This window comes from Nitrosopumilus sp. (assembly GCA_029862745.1).
In the GTDB taxonomy this organism is placed as follows: Archaea; Thermoproteota; Nitrososphaeria; order Nitrososphaerales; family Nitrosopumilaceae; genus Nitrosopumilus.
The window spans coordinates 35,824-53,102 of sequence record JAOTWS010000010.1 but is presented as its reverse complement, the minus strand read 5'-3'; the positions used below and the strand labels follow the sequence as shown (position 1 = coordinate 53,102).

Below are 17,279 nucleotides of genomic sequence, written 5' to 3'. Positions count from 1 at the left end.
GATTGCAGCCATGATATTGGCAGTTGCAATAATATCTGTAATTGCAGTTTCTGCAAGGTCAAGACTTAGCATCATGCCAAGAATCTAGACAAATCATTTCTTTTTTTCTTTTTAATACTTAATTTAATACTCAATCTTACCAAAATTATACAAATGAACAAAAAGAAAACATCCACAATCACATTTAGGATAGATGAAGACAACAGTAAGAAATTAAGAAACATTGCTGAAGACAAAAATGTCAGCCTCAATACATTGGCAAACCAAATCCTGGGAAATTATGTCCAACTTGAACGATATATGGAAAAATTCGGGGTTTTGATGATGAGTCATGATGCCTTTTCATCCATTATCGATGTTCTTGACGAGAAGCAACTGATACAGTTGGCATCAGGTATAGGCTCAAAGGAACCCAAGGAATTCATTCTTTTCAAATGGAAGGACATGAATTCTGAGATTGTATCTGATTTTATCAAAATGTATTTTGAGCATTGCGGATATGGAACTTGTGATTTGGAAAAAACTGAAAGCAGCATAGCAATTAGCATTCACCATCAACTAGGAAAAAAAGGTACGATTTTTCTAAAGACATTTTTGGAGTCATTAATTCGATCCACATTGGAAAAATCCTGTAAAACAATAACTGCTGAAGATTCAGTTACCATCAGGTTTTCTCAATAAGTCAAGTGCTTGCAAATGGTTGCAAATAATACATATCGGTTAAATACAATTTTGAGAATATTGAATTATGAATAAGAATCAACACGCAAAACAAAATTCCATGAATATTGATACTTTAAAGCAAAAAATCGGTACAATTAAACACATTAAAGAAAACAACACAACCTACAAAGCCCATTGGTGGAGAGCCATGTCAATGAGTGTGGCATTGTTTATTCATGCTTGGATACCTTCTTTGTTTCCAACCTATGCTTCTGATAAGATGAATCATAATCAAGATTCTAGATGAACAATATGAAACAACATGTTAAAAATATACAAATAATTAATTGGGAGGAAATTAGTCATGGCCGAACTACATTCTAAGGAATTTGAAATAACTGCTGATGAATTGTATGATTCGCTACAAAATAAAGAACCATTACTTTTGTTTGATTTGAGGTTGCAAGATACTTACAAAGATGGACACATTAGTGGTTCTGTTCATGCCGTTTGTGATACTAGAACTAAAGAAACTTTGATGCCTAAAATTCCAAAGAATGTAAAGCTTGTTTTAATTGATGGTGATGGGGAGATGGCTGAAGAAACTACCATGATGATGCGTTCATTTGGATTAAATGCTAATTATTTGAAAGGTGGAATGAAAAACTGGACCAAGGAATTGATAAGGGGCAGTCCTCCCACAGCAATTAATCCAAACAATCTTTCAAAGAGATTACATGATTCTAATTTGTACATGTTGGATGTTAGAGATTCTGATGAATTTTCTGATTATAATATTCCAGGTAGTAAAAACATTCCACTATCAGACCTGTTCAAGCCTGAAAATATGTCAAAAATTCCACAAGACAAGGAAATCGTCACAATTTGCCCTCATGGCAACATGGCAACGATTGCAACTTTTGCTCTTGCAAGAAATGGGATTAAATCCCGGGTTCTAGAAGATGGTCTTGCTGGATGGAGTCAAGTTCTCAATTCAGTAAATGCAGAAAAAAATCCAACTGTAATTCAGGTGGAAAAAGTGGGTAAAGGATGTCTTTCTCATATTGTAATATCCCAAAAGTCTGCAATAGTAATTGATCCACTTTATCCTGCTGAAAAATATCTGGAAATAGTAAAACTAGAAGGGGCAAAAATCACTCACATAATTGATACACACCAACATGCCGATCATGTCTCTGCTGCCCAACAACTAGCAAATCTTACTGGTTCCCCAATGTATGAAAGTAAACTCGAGGTGTGGGATAGATCAGCTAATTTTCTTGATGATGGTCAAGAGATAATGTTTGGCAACTCTAAACTTCGTGTCATTCATACTCCTGGTCATACTCCTGGAAGTCTATCATATGTAGTAGATGAAAAATATGTGTTCACTGGAGACATATTATTCATTGAAAGTATTGGTAGACCTGATCTCAGAGATAAGGCAGAAGAGTTTGCAGCACAACTTTATGATTCACTACACAATAAACTATTGAAACTTCCTTTAGATACGATAGTATTCCCAACTCATCATGGATCATCTGTAACTTCAACAAATGGAGTATTTTCAACTACCATAGCAAAGACAAAAGAACATGACATTTTGAATCTGTCTGAAGCAGATTTCATAAAACAAGTAGTTGGTGTTACAGTGCCAAGACCCATGAATTATCAGAAAATTATTCAGATAAACAAAGGAAGCATTCCTTTGAATCCCTCCGATGTCCCTGATTTGGAATTGGGTCCAAACAGGTGCAGCATAGCGGGAGTATAGATTTCTTCTTTTGGTTTTTACACTTTTAGATACTGTAAGTTTGGTTTCAACAAGTGTATTGTCCAATCCTGATGAATTGGTATCAGATCCTACATTTGCAATAGGATTGATTTTGATTGGGTTGATGGTAGGTATTGCAATTGGTCTTTCAGGTCTAGGCGGAGCACCATTATTACTTCCATCACTTGTACTAATTGGTATACCGCCACAGATAGTTATTGGTGCTGATTTGGCTTTTATTTTTGGAACAAAACTTTTTGCTTCAATTTTACATGGAAAAGAACGAAACATCAACTGGAAAGCATTAGTTTTCTTACTCATTCCAGTTGTACCTGTAATGCTTTTTGCAAGTTGGGTTTGGACTGGAATAAAAGAAAATTATGGTTCTGATATTTTAGATACTGTAATTTTATTATTGTTGGGAACTATTCTCATAGGAATTAGTTTGTACATGATCAAAAATAATGTTTTAAAAAAGAACAATCTCAATGTCATCTCAGAACATCCCACCACCCGTAAATTCACAAGAGGTGAAAAAACAACCTTTCTTGGAGCTTCAAGTATAATCAGTTTCATCACGCAGATTACTGCAACGGGAGCAGGGGCTATGACTTTACCACTGCTTATAAAAAAATGCCATTGCCCTCCAAAGCATGTCGCTGGAACATCTGTTCTTTTTGGTGTTGCAATATCTGCAGTAGGTACAATATTGCACTATAACATGGGAAATGTTCCCTTTCTTTTGGTATTGTTTTTGTTAATTGGTTCTATTCCTGGCGTATTTTTAGGAGTAAAATTAACCTCAAAAATTTCCCCTAGAAAACTAATTGCCACATTTAGCATAATTATACTAATTGCAGCAATATTTTTACTAAATCGTGGCTTTGGAATAATTTAAGAGTTATTTTATTTTTTAGTTATTTTCTAAAAAGCATCCAAATTCTAGAACCGACAAAAATTCCAACTGCGGACACAATCAAAACAATCATTACTATTTGTCCTATATTTTCGTCCATTTCCATCTCCAAAATAGTATTGGAGTTCTTATTAGTTGAACCTGCAATCTTCGAACCAAAAAGCCAGCAATTAAAAAAGAAAAAGTCAATATTTTTCATGTTAAATTATGGTTTTAAGATATTTTGAATAATTCGGTTCCACGTGGGTCCAGTATCATCATCATTAACTATATCCCACACATGTTGTACTGGGGTTATAGTTTAGCGGTATAATAAAAGACCCACGTGGAACAAAATTCTTTTTGACTGAGACAAAAATTCAGTGTAGAAATATTTAGATTTGATATAATGCAATAATTTCTATTTTATCTAGTCAGAATTTTATAATTCTGGTTTTATGAATTAGTCTTGAATGGTTTTAGTAGAATTTAATTTAAGATTATGAAAAAATTAAATTATGTTCAAAGTCAAAAAAACTTTTTTAGGATTAGTATTAGGCCCTACTTTGTTTTTACTAGTCATTTTATCTCCTATTGAAGGCTTATCTGATGAGCCTAAATTTGTTCTTGGAATTGCCTTGTGGATGGCAAGCTGGTGGATACTAGGAACAATTCCTCTTTATGCTACATCCCTAATTCCACTTGTTTTGTTTCCAGCATTAGGAATCATAGATATTGCAAAAATACCATTATACTATGTTGATAAAATTGTGTTATTATTTCTAGGTGGATTCTTGCTTGCAAAAGCTATTGAAACATCGGCACTTCACAAACGATTTGCTCTAAACATGCTCAAAACTTTTGGCACCAAGCCTCGATATATCATAGGTGCTTTTATCATAATTACTGCATCCCTTAGTGCATGGATGACAAATACTGCATCTACACTATTGATTCTTCCGATAGCTATTGCAGTAATTTCTCAAATAAAAAATTCTCAGGAAAGATCAAGATTTGGCACATGCCTTATGCTTTGTGTTGCATATTCTGCAAGCATTGGTGGTGTGGCAACATTAATCGGAACTCCACCAAATGCTTTGTTTGCATCATTATCACAACCGCTTGCAGGAATTGATATCAATTTTGGACAGTGGATGATGATCGGTGTTCCAGTTAGTGCAATCTCTCTTGTTATTTTATGGCTCTATATGGTAAATATGTCAAAATTAGGTAATACTCCTATTGCAGGTACAAGACAGATGGTGCAATTAGAACTTGAAAAGATTGGAAAAATGATCAAGGATGAAAAAATAGTGATGATTGTTTTTGCTGGAACAGCTATCGGATGGATTTCTAGAGGTTTAATTTGGAAGGATTATTTTCCTTTCATAGAAGATTATACTATAGTACTTGTTGCAGTGATAATTTTACTTGCTATTCCGTCTGCAAAGACCAATAAACGACTTTTAGATCTGAATTCAGCTAGAAAAATTCCTTGGGGGGTTTTAGTATTGATTGGAGGTGGATTGGCATTGGCCGGTGGATTCACAGTAACAGGATTAGATTCATGGATTGCAGATCAATTGATATTTGTATCCGGAATGGAGTTATTTGTAGTACTTTTAGTCATTGTGACTATAACCATTTTTTCAGGTGAATTAATGAGTAATACTGCAGGTGCTGCATTGCTATTGCCTGTAATGGCATCACTTGCCACTATATTAGATATGAATCCAATCTGGTTAATGGCACCAGTTGCCATTGCTACAAGCTATGGATTTATCATGCCAATAGCAACACCACCAAATGCAATTGTTTTTGGCAGCGGATATGTTACTGCTAGCAAAATGGCAAGATTTGGGCTTCCATTAAATATAATCAGCATTTTAGTGGTTACAATTATGATGACCATTTTAATTCCTTTGATATGGGGATGACTTAATTTTAAAATTCATTTATTGGCAATCTAAAATAATCAAAAATTAGGTTTGATTTGTAATCAGATGAACAAATGGCGTCCAGACTAACAAGATTGCAATACCCACCCCAATCATAAAAACAATTGTATAGTATGAAAGTTTGACATCTCTGTTCCTTAAAACATAATGTAGGATAATCCAACTAACTCCCCATCCTATCAGCATGATTGTTTCTTTTCCACTGTATGGGCCGATTGCTTCTGCTCCTGGAATCCACGCCTTTCCAATTTCATGAATCATCATTTTTGATTCCTGGGAGAGTACACTTAGTGTATGAGATATGGATAATGATAACACTCCTATCATTGATGAGATCATAGCAGCAGCAGCAATGCCATTTTTCATTTTGGATTTTTTATTTTCTTGAGTCATATCATACCGCCATAAGTTTTGTTATTGCCGCTCCAAGAACAAATGTTATCATCAGGACGGTCCAGGCCGTAGCTATCATCACCCCTAATGCGTTTCGTAATCTTTCATCAAAAGGTATTGCATCCTTGTACTTCCAAAGGATAAAGGTAGCAGCTATAGCGATAGGAAGTGGAAAAAGTGAAATGTGTTCTTTGAATTCAAAAAAAACTTCATGAATTTCCGGAAATGTAGACATGAAAAACTCTCGCGGTCCCCCAGGGCCTCGATAAGCTGTATAGATCCAATTACCTGTAACTATGGCAAGTACTGCTAAAACAGATGAAATTGTAGATAAGATCCTGAGATCTCTATAAGCTCTCAAATGCCCTAACAATAAACGCCATCCTAGATATCCTGCAGCAGAACCAAATATTACTCCCAAAGTTGCAAAAATTCCATGAATTGTGGCAAGGGATGAAAATGGACTGTCTCCCATCAGTTCTTGCCAAGGAGCTGAAAACCCCAAAACAAACCCCAAAAAGACAGTTAAGATAACCCATGCAGCTATAACGCTATTTTTTAAAAGATTTTTTTTATGAGTAGGTATTGACACAAAATAAATGCCAGTGGAAGGAAATTAAATCTACTTATTTTTTTCACATTTGATTTTCAAAATTCTATTTCTTATAAAATTGAAAAAGATTTACATCATTTTTGAAGTGAATCCCTTCAAACTATGTGAATATTGTCATTCTTTGACAAATCAATCTCTTCGAGTACCTTGAAAAGATGAGATTTACAATCTTCTGGCACTATGATGTAAAAAGGTACATCCACACCGTGAGATTTTCCTCCTGTCATGATTCTATTTGAAAATTCCAAGAATTGATCTTTGGTGTGCTGGCTGTCAAGATTGTCACACGTTTTTGCCTCTCCAATGTAATGCAAACCAGTATTATTGTCAAATGCCCGGATATCAGGCTCAAAACTCTTTGTCTTTTCACAATTTACATATCCTGAACACGCGCATGTGACTATCAGACCCATATCATCTTCAAAATGTTCCATCAGTTTTCTTACAAGCCTTTGATGTTCATCTTTTGCCAGACTGAGGGACATATTCAGTAGTCTAGCATTGAAAACTCTTCAAGTTTCTGTAGCTTGTCTAGATCCACATCTGATTCCAGCAAGCCAGGTGCTTTTTCAAAGTCTGCAGGATTCAACGAGTATAACACAAGTGGTTTGAATTGGATTATCTTGGTATCGTTATTCAGGATTAATTTCCTAACTTTTTCTTCATGGTTTTTTGGGAGATTCTCTGAGAGCCTGGTGTCAGCATGAAAATATTCTTTCTTGTCAGTGACTATCTTTGTATGTCCTTTTAACTGATATCCTGAAAATTCATTATAATCAACTACTGACACACTCACCCAATTGTTTTTTGTAAAGTTTTGATAGGATTTGTGCATGAAAATTTCATACCAGTAAATTACATCATTGTCAACATAAAATGAACTTCTTGGTGAAACGTTAGGAATTTTTTGATCATTGACAGTGCCAATTAGAATTACATGTTGTGAGTTCATCATTCTTTTTACATCTGGTGTTATGGCTACCATGATTGTGTAACTGGAGGATTTTCTTATAAAATCAGTTTAAATTCTCATCAATGGTAATTGTTCATCAATGCACCCTCATCATCTTGGATTTTCATATTTCCCTCAATTGATAAAAATAACACTAATTTCACTTGCACTCCATGTAAGACAGTGTATACTCAGTGGTTATATCAAAAATAGTCATAATTACAATATGCAAACATTACAACAACAATCACAAGCCTTCAAAATTGAAGAAACAGAAAGAAAAGACTACCTGCTAGAAATTTTATCAGACAAGTACTGCCGATCTATCCTTGAATCCATCATGTACAAGCCAAAATCCGTAATTGAAATAACTTCTGACACCAACATCCCAATGAGTACGGTGTACAGGAGAGTTCAGAACCTTCATGACAATAAACTTCTGCACATATCTGGAACAATCACTGATGAAGGAAAAAGACTGTTTATGTACAAAAGCAAAATCAAGGGAATGAAAAGTACATTTGATAATGGTCAGATAGAAGTTGAGTTAATTCTCAACAATTGATTTCTTTTTTTCCTGATAATCATGCTCATCAAAGTCTGAACCCAACGCTATGGTAATAATCACCGTGGAATCGGTGGTCTGGCATTTGATATTCTTTTCTGGCAAAAACTCGTGAAATATCTCCTTTAGCAGTTGTTCTGTAAACAAGGACCAGTTCTTTCCCAATCCATGCTGTACGATAAAGTGGTGCAGCGATCCTTCTATTCTGTGGTCTGAATTCATCCCTGTTGCCTGCATGTAATCCTCAAGTGTCTCTATGCATCTTTTCAGATCGTATTTACCTTTCATGAACATGACGCTGTCTTTGATGATTGGCTTTACTGATTCGACTATCAGGTCAATGTCTGTTGCGGTCATGTCGTGTCCCATCATCTGCAGAATATTTTTAGGGATTGGAATCATTGCAATTCCCTCAGAAAATCTATCCCATTGTAAGTATTTCTGGATGATTTGCTTTACTAGTACGTTTTGTGATGTGTTTTGCTGCATGGCCTGAGTTTCCAGTTCGTCAATCATTTTAGCAGGAAGTCGATATGTGATCGTCTTTGTCTTTTCTTTTGTAGTAGAATGCTGCTTTCTTTTTACAACGGAAAGATACAAAAATCCTCCCCATCCTTCTAAGTAAGATGTGTCATCAAAATATTTTTCAATCGATTTCCATCCATGGCGTTCCAAGTATTCTTTTTTAGCTTCAAAAGGGCTAGTGAAAAAAATCAATATTGGTGCAAAGATTCTTGCAGGACCTTGTGACATTTTAAAATCCAATAATACAAATTTTTTACCAGGTTTTAATGCATCATAACCTCGCTTGATTATTTTATCATACTCTGGAGAATATTGAAGTGCGCCACCTGCAAAAATTCCATCTACTTCTTTTGGAAACCCATAATCGGTAAAATCACTTTGTATCAATTCAACATTATTCCATCCATTTTCTTTGACTCTTTTCCTAGCTTGATCAAGCATTTTGTCAACTAGATCAACACCAATTAATTTTCCCTCAGGACCAATTTTTTCTAAAACTAGAGAAAAATTCAAACCAGTTCCACAGCCAAGCTCTACAACTGTATCTCCTTTTGAAAGCTTAAGTGCGTCTATTGTCATTTTTCTATATTTTCCAATTTTGATTCCTAACAGAGGATAAAGTTTTACAGCAAAATCATATTTGTCTGCATATTTTCTATATGCATTGATTATTTGAGATGTAGTAACCATCTGAATCCATTTAGTTTCAAATTATACTATCTTTGCATCGACATTGATATTGTGAGACATACTGTACATGGCAGGACATCGCTCTTTGGCCATGCCTAATAGTTCTTGAAGTTTTGCTTTGTCTGCATTTTCACTTTCAGCCTCTACATGGAAATTAATTCCCTCAGTAATTGGTTCATCAGCCAAATCAAATGTTTTTGCGAAATTTACTTGGCATTCTGTATTCACCTTTAATTTAGTTAATTTTATTTCCTGTTGAGCTGCAATTCCTACAAAGGTTCCAATAAAACATGATGTGATTCCTGCAACACAATAAGCCATAGGACCCAATCTATTTCCTTGACCTCCAAGAAACGATGGAGAATCAACTTCGATGACTTGCTTTCCCTTCTCAAAACCCAATTCTGTTCTGAATTGATATCCTTGATTTGAATCTAAAACCCATTCTCCTTCGAGTTTAACTGGTTTTTTAAGAGATGATTTTTCTTCTTTTCCTTTTTCCAATGTTTGAGAAACCTTCTCTAAATCTACATTGTTAAAAATATTTACCATATTTTTCTACACATAACTTTACATAAAGATGTTGTCCGTATTGAAAAAATGAAAATAGACCGGATGGAGTCCATTAGATATCATTTCTCCGTTTTCATTCATTGTGGGTTACCAAAAACCTTATAGGCACTCTCTGCGTTTCAACTTTCTATTTTTGCAAGTTCTGCAAGCAATGCTGAAAGCTGAATCTCAGAATTTGCCCCAACTAATATTCTATAATCATACTTTGCAATCACTTCTAAAATATCTGCCAATTTATCATGTTTTGATTTGAATACCGATGCGTTGATATATTTTAGAAAATCTGATTCAGACATTCCATAAACTTTGATTAATTCAATCATTTTCTCTCTGGCTTCTAGAACTTTTCCAGATAATGCAATTTTTAAAACCACATCAACATCGCTGATTTTTGTCAGCCCTGCGGATGCCTTTACATTCTCTTCGGTAATTCCACCTAGACTCGCAGTTGCTTGTAATAGATTAATGGCATGCCTTAAATCTCCTTCAGTATAATCATAAATTGTCTTTAGACCCTTTTTGTCAGCCTTTACCTTTTCTTTTTTTGCAATCTCTTCCAATCTATTGATTATATCTTCTTCAGGTATTGATGTGAATTTGAAGGTAGCACATCTGCTCTGAATAGGATCAATAATTTTTGAAATATTATTTGCAATGAAAATAAATCGACATATTTTTGCAGTATCTTCTATTATTCTTCTGAGTGCTGTCTGGGCATCTGCAGTCATTTCATCTGATTCATCTAAAATAATGATCTTAAATGGAACTTCTACCATTCCTGCAAATCTTGAAAACTTTTTTACCTTTTCTCTGACCATGCCAATTCCTCTTTCGTCAGATGCGTTTAGCTCAAGTGTATAGTCTTTAGCATTTTCCCCTAAAATTTGTCTTGCAATACATAATGCTGCAGTGGTCTTTCCAACTCCGGCAGATCCTGAAAACATTAAGTGAGGCATATCTGTTGGATCTTTGATTAGAGCCTCCAAACTGTTAATAATTTCTGTCTGGTTTACGATTTCAGAAAGTTTTGTTGGTCGATATTTTTCTACCCACATACCTGTTGTAGACATGAGTATCAAAGGATTAATCCCCATTAATAAATCCGAATTGGTTATTGTGTAATACTACACCTTAAAATCAAAATATGCTCTATTCTATAAGCGATCAGCCTGAGATTAATTAGGATCAATTGATCTAACTAAATTGTTAAGAGAATTGATCGATCCGATACTTGAGGATCTTAATGACCATAAGTGATCTTATATGGAAATAGATAAAATAGAAAAAGTGCATTCGATTGGATACCGCCTAAAGGATGCTAAGTTTACCGTTAATCAGGATTTCAAATTTAATGTGGCAGGAGTAAAGATTGAGGGAACACAAGGTGACACTAATAACATGCCTCAATGGGTAGGAAAGATTCTATCTGATAATAATTTAGGTATAATGCATTCACCTGACATGATTACTGAACTAAAACAAGCTCTGTCAAAAGAAAAAATGGTTGGAGAATATCAACTATCTACCTTGGATCCTCACTTTTACATAAAATTAAAGGAATCTATGAAAGTACTAAATCGCGATGATTTTGATAAAGTTGAAAGTATGAAGTTGGAATTATTTAGAATGAGAAGGGGAAAACTTGTAAAGATGGCAGACTCTATCAAACTAAATTCTGAGTTATACAATAAACTAACTGTTGAGGAAACCGTTTTCTACAAAACTATCTATGATAACAGCATAGAATTTGAACGACAAATAACAGGTGTTACAAATGAGTAACGTGCAATCTAGTACATTTACTCCTTCTGCATTGTCAGATAGAGTAAAAGAATTTCTAACTAGATTTAAAGACATACAAGGGAATTACAAGTATGTAAATGCAATCGATGAAATGATGCCCAAAAATGCAAAATTCATCATCGTTGATTACAATGATTTGGTAATAGAACCTGAAATTGAAGTTATCTTTTCTAAAAATCCTGATATGATATTTGATGCATTTTCTAGAGCTATCAAAGAAGCATTACAAACAAGATTTCCTGATTATGCTGAAAAAATTAAGGATGAAGTTCGTGTAAGATTAATTAATTTTCCACTTGAAAGAAGTCTAAGACAAATTAATGCAGAAACAATTGGACATATTACCAGTGTTTCGGGAATGGTTGTTAGAGCCTCAGAGGTGAAACCTCTTGCAAAAGAACTAATTTTTGTATGTCCTGATGAACACCAAACCAAAATAATTCAGCTCAAAGGAATGGATGTAAAACTTCCAGTAGTCTGTGATAACCCAAGTTGTAAACACAGAGATTTTGAACTTAAACCAGAAGCAAGTAAATTCATAGATTTTCAAATTTTGAGATTACAGGAACTTCCTGAGGATTTACCTCCCGGACAGCTTCCACACTATATTGACGTCACAATCAGACAGGATTTGGTAGATAATTCAAGACCAGGTGATAGAATTATTCTTACTGGAGTGGTGAGGGTAGAACAAGAATCAGTAGCAGGAGTTCAAAGAGGACATAGTGGCTTATACCGATTGAGAATTGAGGGAAATAATATTGAATTTTTGAGTGGCCGTGGTTCAAAAACTGACAGAAAAATAGGAAGAGAAGAGATCTCCCCTGAAGAAGAAAAAAGGATCATTGCACTTAGTCAGGGCTCTGATGTATATCAAAGACTAATTGATTCATTTGCTCCACATATTCAAGGTCAATCATTAATTAAAGAGGCTATTTTGTTGCTCCTTGTAGGATCTAATCAAAAATTACTTGGTGATGGAAGTAAAATTAGAGGAGACATTAACGTATTTCTGGTTGGAGATCCTGGTACTGCAAAATCTGAGATGCTAAAATTCTGTGCAAGAATTGCACCAAGAGGTCTATATACTTCAGGTAGAGGATCAACAGCTGCAGGACTTACAGCTGCTGTAGTTCGAGATAAAACTGGTATTATGATGTTAGAGGCTGGTGCTGTAGTACTTGGTGATCAAGGTATTGTAAGTATAGATGAATTTGATAAGATGAAACCTGAGGACCGAAGTGCATTACATGAAGTTATGGAACAGCAATCAGCCAGTATTGCAAAAGGTGGTATTGTAGCAACACTAAATGCCAGAACTTCAATTTTAGCTGCAGCAAACCCGATGTATGGAAAATATGATCCATTCAAAAATATCACAGAAAATGTAAATTTACCTATTCCATTACTTACTAGATTTGATTTGATCTTTGTTGTTAGAGATATTCCTACTAAGGAACGAGATGAAAAGATTGCAAGACACATTATTCAAAGAAACACCACACAGGGAACAGACAAAAAATCTGTCATTGAAGTTGACTTGCTGACAAAATATCTTTCCTATGCAAAACGTGGAGTTCCTGACATGACAAAAGAAGCAGAAGAAAAAATTTTAGCCTATTATCTTCAGATGAGAAATGTAGAATCTGAAGAAATGATTACTGTAACCCCTAGACAACTTGAGGGAATAATACGACTTTCAACTGCAAGAGCAAGATTGCTCATGAAAGACAAGGTTGAAGAGGAAGATGCAATACGTGCAATATTTCTGATTGAGAGTATGCTTCAAGATGCAGGAGTTGATGTCAATACTGGTAAGGTTGATCTTGGAGTATTGCAAGGAAAACCAAGAAGTGAAGTTTCAAAGATGCAATTATTCATGGATGTTCTCAAAAGTCTTGAAGGAGACAATAAAGTTCCAGTAGATGAAAAAACATTTGTCAAAGAGCTTGAAAAGAGTGAAAAGTTCACAGAAGAAGAAGCAAGAAACTATATACGAAGAATGCTTAGAGAAGCATCTATTTATGAATCAAAACCAGGTCACTATAACCGAGTATGAAAATAGAAAAATTAGAACTCCCTGATCCTGTAATTGATTTTTTGAAATCACAAGGTTTTGAAAAACTATATCCTCCACAAGCTGATAGTGTAAAATCTGGATTACTTGACGGAAAAAGTATCCTAGTTTCAGCTCCTACTGCAAGTGGAAAGACACTGATTGCTATGCTTGCAATACTTAATTATCTTTCAAAAAATACTGGTAAGGTCGTTTATCTTAGTCCATTGCGTGCTTTAGCTGCTGAAAAATTTTTAGAGTTTAAAAAATTAGAAAAAATTTCTCTAGGTAAAAAAATTAAAATTGGTATATCAACTGGTGACTTTGAAAATATTGAGAAGAATTTAGAGACTAGTAATGTCTTGATTTTAACAAATGAAAAAATGGATTCTATTATTCGACATGGTGTAGAATGGGTTGAAGAAATTGGCTTAGTTATTTCTGATGAAGTGCATCTAATTGGTGATGAAAGTAGAGGCCCAACACTTGAAATGATTCTTACTCAGATTAAATTATTGGATACAAAACCTCAGATTGTAGGTCTTAGTGCAACAATAACAAATTCTAATGAGATTGCCGATTGGCTTGGCTGTACGCTTGTAAAAAATAACTGGAGACCAGTTCCTCTTTCTGAAGGTGTATGTGATGGCGGTGAGGTTACCATGAATGATGGTAAAACCTTTGAAATTGAACGTAGTTTACGTGGAACTCCAATAGATCTAGGTGTACAATCAGTACAACAAGGAGGTCAATCACTTGTTTTTGCAGAAACTAGAACTCGCTCAAAATCACTTGCAACAAAGGCTGCAGATATAATTTCTCAAAATTTAAAAAAAAACGAACTAGCTGAATTAGAAAAAATATCTAAAAAAATTCTTTCTGAAAATGAACATACGGAATTAGTAAAAACATTAGCTTCACTTGTAAAAAAAGGAGTTGCATTTCATCATGCTGGATTGAATCAAAAATGTAGAGAAATCATAGAAACCGAATTTCGTAATGGAACTATCAAACTTATCTCATCTACTCCTACTTTAGCTGCTGGGGTTAATCTTCCTGCAAGAAGAGTTGTAATTTCAAATATTAATAGATATAATGCTAAAGTTGGAGCAAATAGGCCAATCAGTATTTTAGAATACAAACAACTTTGTGGAAGAGCTGGTAGACCTCAATATGATGATTATGGTGAATCAATAATTGTTGGAAATGGAAACGCTGAGGAATTAATTGAATATTACATTAATGGTGAACCTGAACCAATAATTTCGAAAATTACTGATGATAAATCTTTGAGAACCCATATTCTTAGTGTTATAGTAACTCATCCTGGAATTAAAAAAGAAGAGATCTTAGAATTCTTTTTGGAAACGTTAGGTGGACTACAATCAAGAAAATCCACATTAAAATTTGCAATTGATATTTCGCTCCGTTTTCTTTCTAGCCAATATTTGATTATTAAAAAAGGCGAAAGATATGCATCTACTGAATTTGGAAAAAAGACATCGATGTTATACATTGATCCTCTAACTGCAACATATTTTCGAGATGCTATTGAAAATATATCTCAAAAAAGAAAACACACATTTGGATTTTTACATTTAATTACAAATTGTGAAGAATTCTTTCCAAAATTTTCACTCCGACAAAAAGACTATGAATCAGCTAGTCTGATGATTGAAAATAATTCTTCAGAACTGTTGGAACCAATATCAGAATATGATTGCTCAAGAAGTCTTTTGGCCTTGCAGGCATGGATTACTGAATCTAGTGAATTATCTCTTTCTGATAGTCTTGGAATAGAGTCTGGAGATATGCACCGAATGACTGAAAATGCTGATTGGCTTGTATACTGCCTCAGAGAAATATCAAAACATGTTAAGAGGGCAGATTTACTTGAAGAATTAGGTGATCTAAGAAACCGAATAGCTTATGGAATAAGAGAGGAGCTACTTGATTTAGTTCAAATTAAAGGAATAGGAAGAGTTAGATCCAGAATTCTTTACAAACATGGAGTAAAGAATCTAGATGATTTGAGAAAAATCCCTGTAAGTAAATTAGCAAAAATTGATAAAATTGGTTTAACCCTTGCAGATAACATAAAAACAGAATTACGAAAGGTTAGATAATTGATTGAATTAATACTTCCTGCTATACTATCTTGCATTATTGCCTTCTTTGTAGTATTTGCAATGACTCCACCACTAATCAAATTACTTGAAAAAAGAAATCTTGCTGTGAAGGACATGAATAAAAAAGAAGATGTAATGGTACCTAGACCTGGTGGCCCTTCAATAATTATTGGAATAATTGCATCAGAAATTACACTTTATGCATTTTTACAGATGAATGAAATTCTTGTAATAATCATCACAACTGCAGCTGCTTTTGTAATAGGTTATGTTGATGACAGAAAAGTAATGGGAGGTTGGTTTAAACCTGTGGCACTTGCGCTTGCAGCAATTCCAATTATAATATTTGGTACCTATGATTCAGATCTTGCGTTTCCACTTTTTGGAACAGTGCAAATCCCTGTATTGTACATTGCATTGATAATTTTAATGATAACTATAACTGGAAACACAATCAACTCCATTGATGTTCTTAATGGTGCTGCTAGTGGTTTTATGATGATTGCAAGCTTTTCCTTATCAATCTGCTTGTTTATCGTGCAACATTATGAAATTGCAATAGTTAGTTTACCGCTTGGGTTTGTTTCATTAGCATTTTACAAGTATCATAAAATTCCAAGTAAAATTTTCCCTGGTGATTCAGGAGCGTTAACATTAGGTGCAATGTATGGTGCAATTGCCATTGTAGGTGATGTAGAAATTATTGCGGCAGTTGCACTATTACCTGCTATAATCAACTCATTTTTGTTCTTATCAAGCGTAAAGCGAATTGTAGAACATAGACAAATCAAAGGAAAGCCTGTAGAACATACTAATGATTTTAGACTAAAAGCTACTGATGATAAAACTGCTCCTGTAACTTTAGTAAGACTAATTCTTGCCGGAGGTCCATTATCTGAACTACAGGTAGTATATGCAATTTTCAGACTGGCTATTTTTTCAGGAATCTTGGCTATAATTACTGCATTTCTAATGGAGATATCATTTTGAAATATAGTTTATTTGGATTTTTGTTTACAATGTGGGTTTTGATTCTTGCCGGAGGTGGAATCGTTGTTACTCTTTTAGGACCGATATCTATTTCTGGATTTGGTGATCTTGATTGGTTTATTGCATCTGTTATAAAAGCAATAATTGCCATTGTTTTAGTTGTGGTTTGGATTTTAATTCTATCAAAATTAAAAAATATGATTTTCAGAAAAGAAATTAAATCCTAACTTTCTTTCCACTGCCTTTGTTTTTTGTCATACTCATCCCTGCTGTATCTTATAGTTGCAGGAGAACCAACAACAACTGAATTCTCAGGAACATCTCTTGTTACAACTGCACCCATTGCAACAACACTATTTCTTCCCACAATTACACCTGCTTTGATAACTGCACGTGCACCAATTATCACATTATCTTCAATTGTAACACCTATCATTTTGTTACACATAGGGTAAGGATCATTTGTTAATACTGCTGCAGGACCGATGAATACATTTTTCCCAATTCTTGATAGTGGTGGAATGTATGCTTGACCTTCAATTTTTGTATCTGCACCAATTTTTACATTGTAATCAATATGCGCAAGAGAGCCAATTTTGACACCGTCCCCAATTTCTGTATCATCACCAACATATGAAAAATGCCAAATCTGCACATTTTTACCAATTTTGGCTTTTTCAGAAATAAAATTTGTAACCAT

Annotated in this window: 19 protein-coding genes and 1 pseudogene; 11 read left to right on the top strand and 9 right to left on the bottom strand. The window is 34.3% G+C overall.

Annotated elements, in window-relative coordinates:
- The first annotated feature begins 153 nt into the window (after nt 1-153).
- The 5 genes from OEM44_09835 to OEM44_09815 all read left to right on the top strand — a co-directional run bounded on the left by OEM44_09835 (nt 154) and on the right by OEM44_09815 (nt 5,269).
- Entirely contained in the window at nt 154-681 is a 528-nt protein-coding gene (locus OEM44_09835; GenBank protein MDH3517091.1) for a hypothetical protein, read from the top strand.
- Nucleotides 682-748: 67 nt separating this feature from the next.
- Nucleotides 749-970, top strand: a complete 222-nt coding sequence (locus OEM44_09830) for a hypothetical protein (protein MDH3517090.1) — start codon at nt 749-751, stop codon at nt 968-970.
- Between the two features lie 57 nt (nt 971-1,027).
- Nucleotides 1,028-2,437 carry a rhodanese-like domain-containing protein gene (locus tag OEM44_09825; protein MDH3517089.1) on the top strand — a complete coding sequence of 470 codons (1,410 nt, stop codon included), beginning with the start codon at nt 1,028-1,030 and terminating at the stop codon, nt 2,435-2,437.
- Nucleotides 2,438-2,447: 10 nt separating this feature from the next.
- The gene (locus OEM44_09820; GenBank protein MDH3517088.1) at nt 2,448-3,335 is read left to right on the top strand and encodes a sulfite exporter TauE/SafE family protein; all 888 of its coding nucleotides are present in this window, start codon (nt 2,448-2,450) and stop codon (nt 3,333-3,335) included.
- 515 nt (nt 3,336-3,850) lie between these two features.
- Nucleotides 3,851-5,269 (top strand): DASS family sodium-coupled anion symporter, encoded by a 1,419-nt coding sequence (locus tag OEM44_09815; protein MDH3517087.1) that lies wholly within the window; start codon nt 3,851-3,853, stop codon nt 5,267-5,269.
- A gap of 45 nt (nt 5,270-5,314) precedes the next feature.
- Here OEM44_09815 and OEM44_09810 read toward each other — a convergent pair whose 3' ends face one another.
- The 4 genes from OEM44_09810 to OEM44_09795 form a co-directional block, all read right to left on the bottom strand.
- Nucleotides 5,315-5,683, bottom strand: a complete 369-nt coding sequence (locus OEM44_09810; GenBank protein ID MDH3517086.1) for a hypothetical protein — start codon at nt 5,681-5,683, stop codon at nt 5,315-5,317.
- Nucleotide 5,684: 1 nt separating this feature from the next.
- A complete protein-coding gene (locus OEM44_09805) occupies nt 5,685-6,275 on the bottom strand; it encodes a hypothetical protein (protein ID MDH3517085.1) in 591 nt (196 codons plus the stop codon).
- 116 nt (nt 6,276-6,391) lie between these two features.
- Nucleotides 6,392-6,730: a hypothetical protein gene (locus OEM44_09800; GenBank protein ID MDH3517084.1), complete on the bottom strand. Its 339-nt coding sequence runs from the start codon at nt 6,728-6,730 to the stop codon at nt 6,392-6,394.
- A gap of 53 nt (nt 6,731-6,783) precedes the next feature.
- Nucleotides 6,784-7,281 (bottom strand): pyridoxamine 5'-phosphate oxidase family protein, encoded by a 498-nt coding sequence (locus OEM44_09795; protein MDH3517083.1) that lies wholly within the window; start codon nt 7,279-7,281, stop codon nt 6,784-6,786.
- Nucleotides 7,282-7,474: 193 nt separating this feature from the next.
- Between OEM44_09795 and OEM44_09790 the strand changes: the two genes are divergently transcribed.
- On the top strand, nt 7,475-7,813 hold the full coding sequence (locus tag OEM44_09790; GenBank protein MDH3517082.1) for an ArsR family transcriptional regulator: 339 nt from the start codon (nt 7,475-7,477) through the stop codon (nt 7,811-7,813).
- Here the strand turns inward: OEM44_09790 and OEM44_09785 are convergent.
- From OEM44_09785 to OEM44_09770, 4 genes and pseudogenes are all read right to left on the bottom strand, one after another.
- Nucleotides 7,796-8,413: a hypothetical protein gene (locus OEM44_09785; GenBank protein ID MDH3517081.1), complete on the bottom strand. Its 618-nt coding sequence runs from the start codon at nt 8,411-8,413 to the stop codon at nt 7,796-7,798. The two genes, OEM44_09790 and OEM44_09785, sit on opposite strands and share 18 nt — an antisense overlap.
- A gap of 153 nt (nt 8,414-8,566) precedes the next feature.
- Nucleotides 8,567-9,028 (bottom strand): annotated as a pseudogene (locus OEM44_09780) (methyltransferase domain-containing protein).
- A 21-nt stretch (nt 9,029-9,049) separates the two neighbouring features.
- Entirely contained in the window at nt 9,050-9,580 is a 531-nt protein-coding gene (locus tag OEM44_09775; GenBank protein ID MDH3517080.1) for an OsmC family protein, read from the bottom strand.
- A gap of 140 nt (nt 9,581-9,720) precedes the next feature.
- Nucleotides 9,721-10,671: a replication factor C small subunit gene (locus OEM44_09770; GenBank protein MDH3517079.1), complete on the bottom strand. Its 951-nt coding sequence runs from the start codon at nt 10,669-10,671 to the stop codon at nt 9,721-9,723.
- A 193-nt stretch (nt 10,672-10,864) separates the two neighbouring features.
- On the opposite strand from OEM44_09770, the gene OEM44_09765 reads away from it, so the two are divergent.
- From OEM44_09765 to OEM44_09745, 5 genes are read left to right on the top strand one after another with little or no spacing between them, the layout of a single operon-like run.
- Nucleotides 10,865-11,383, top strand: a complete 519-nt coding sequence (locus tag OEM44_09765) for a DNA replication complex GINS family protein (protein ID MDH3517078.1) — start codon at nt 10,865-10,867, stop codon at nt 11,381-11,383.
- Nucleotides 11,376-13,463, top strand: a complete 2,088-nt coding sequence (locus tag OEM44_09760; protein ID MDH3517077.1) for a minichromosome maintenance protein MCM — start codon at nt 11,376-11,378, stop codon at nt 13,461-13,463. Before OEM44_09765 ends, OEM44_09760 begins: the two co-directional genes overlap by 8 nt.
- On the top strand, nt 13,460-15,586 hold the full coding sequence (locus tag OEM44_09755) for a DEAD/DEAH box helicase (protein MDH3517076.1): 2,127 nt from the start codon (nt 13,460-13,462) through the stop codon (nt 15,584-15,586). The genes OEM44_09760 and OEM44_09755 overlap by 4 nt, the downstream gene beginning before the upstream one ends.
- A complete protein-coding gene (locus tag OEM44_09750; protein ID MDH3517075.1) occupies nt 15,587-16,579 on the top strand; it encodes a UDP-N-acetylglucosamine-1-phosphate transferase in 993 nt (330 codons plus the stop codon).
- Nucleotides 16,576-16,806, top strand: a complete 231-nt coding sequence (locus OEM44_09745; GenBank protein MDH3517074.1) for a hypothetical protein — start codon at nt 16,576-16,578, stop codon at nt 16,804-16,806. The genes OEM44_09750 and OEM44_09745 overlap by 4 nt, the downstream gene beginning before the upstream one ends.
- On the opposite strand, the gene OEM44_09740 is transcribed toward OEM44_09745, so the two are convergent.
- Nucleotides 16,803-17,279 (bottom strand): N-acetyltransferase, encoded by a 477-nt coding sequence (locus OEM44_09740; GenBank protein ID MDH3517073.1) that lies wholly within the window; start codon nt 17,277-17,279, stop codon nt 16,803-16,805. The genes OEM44_09745 and OEM44_09740 overlap by 4 nt on opposite strands.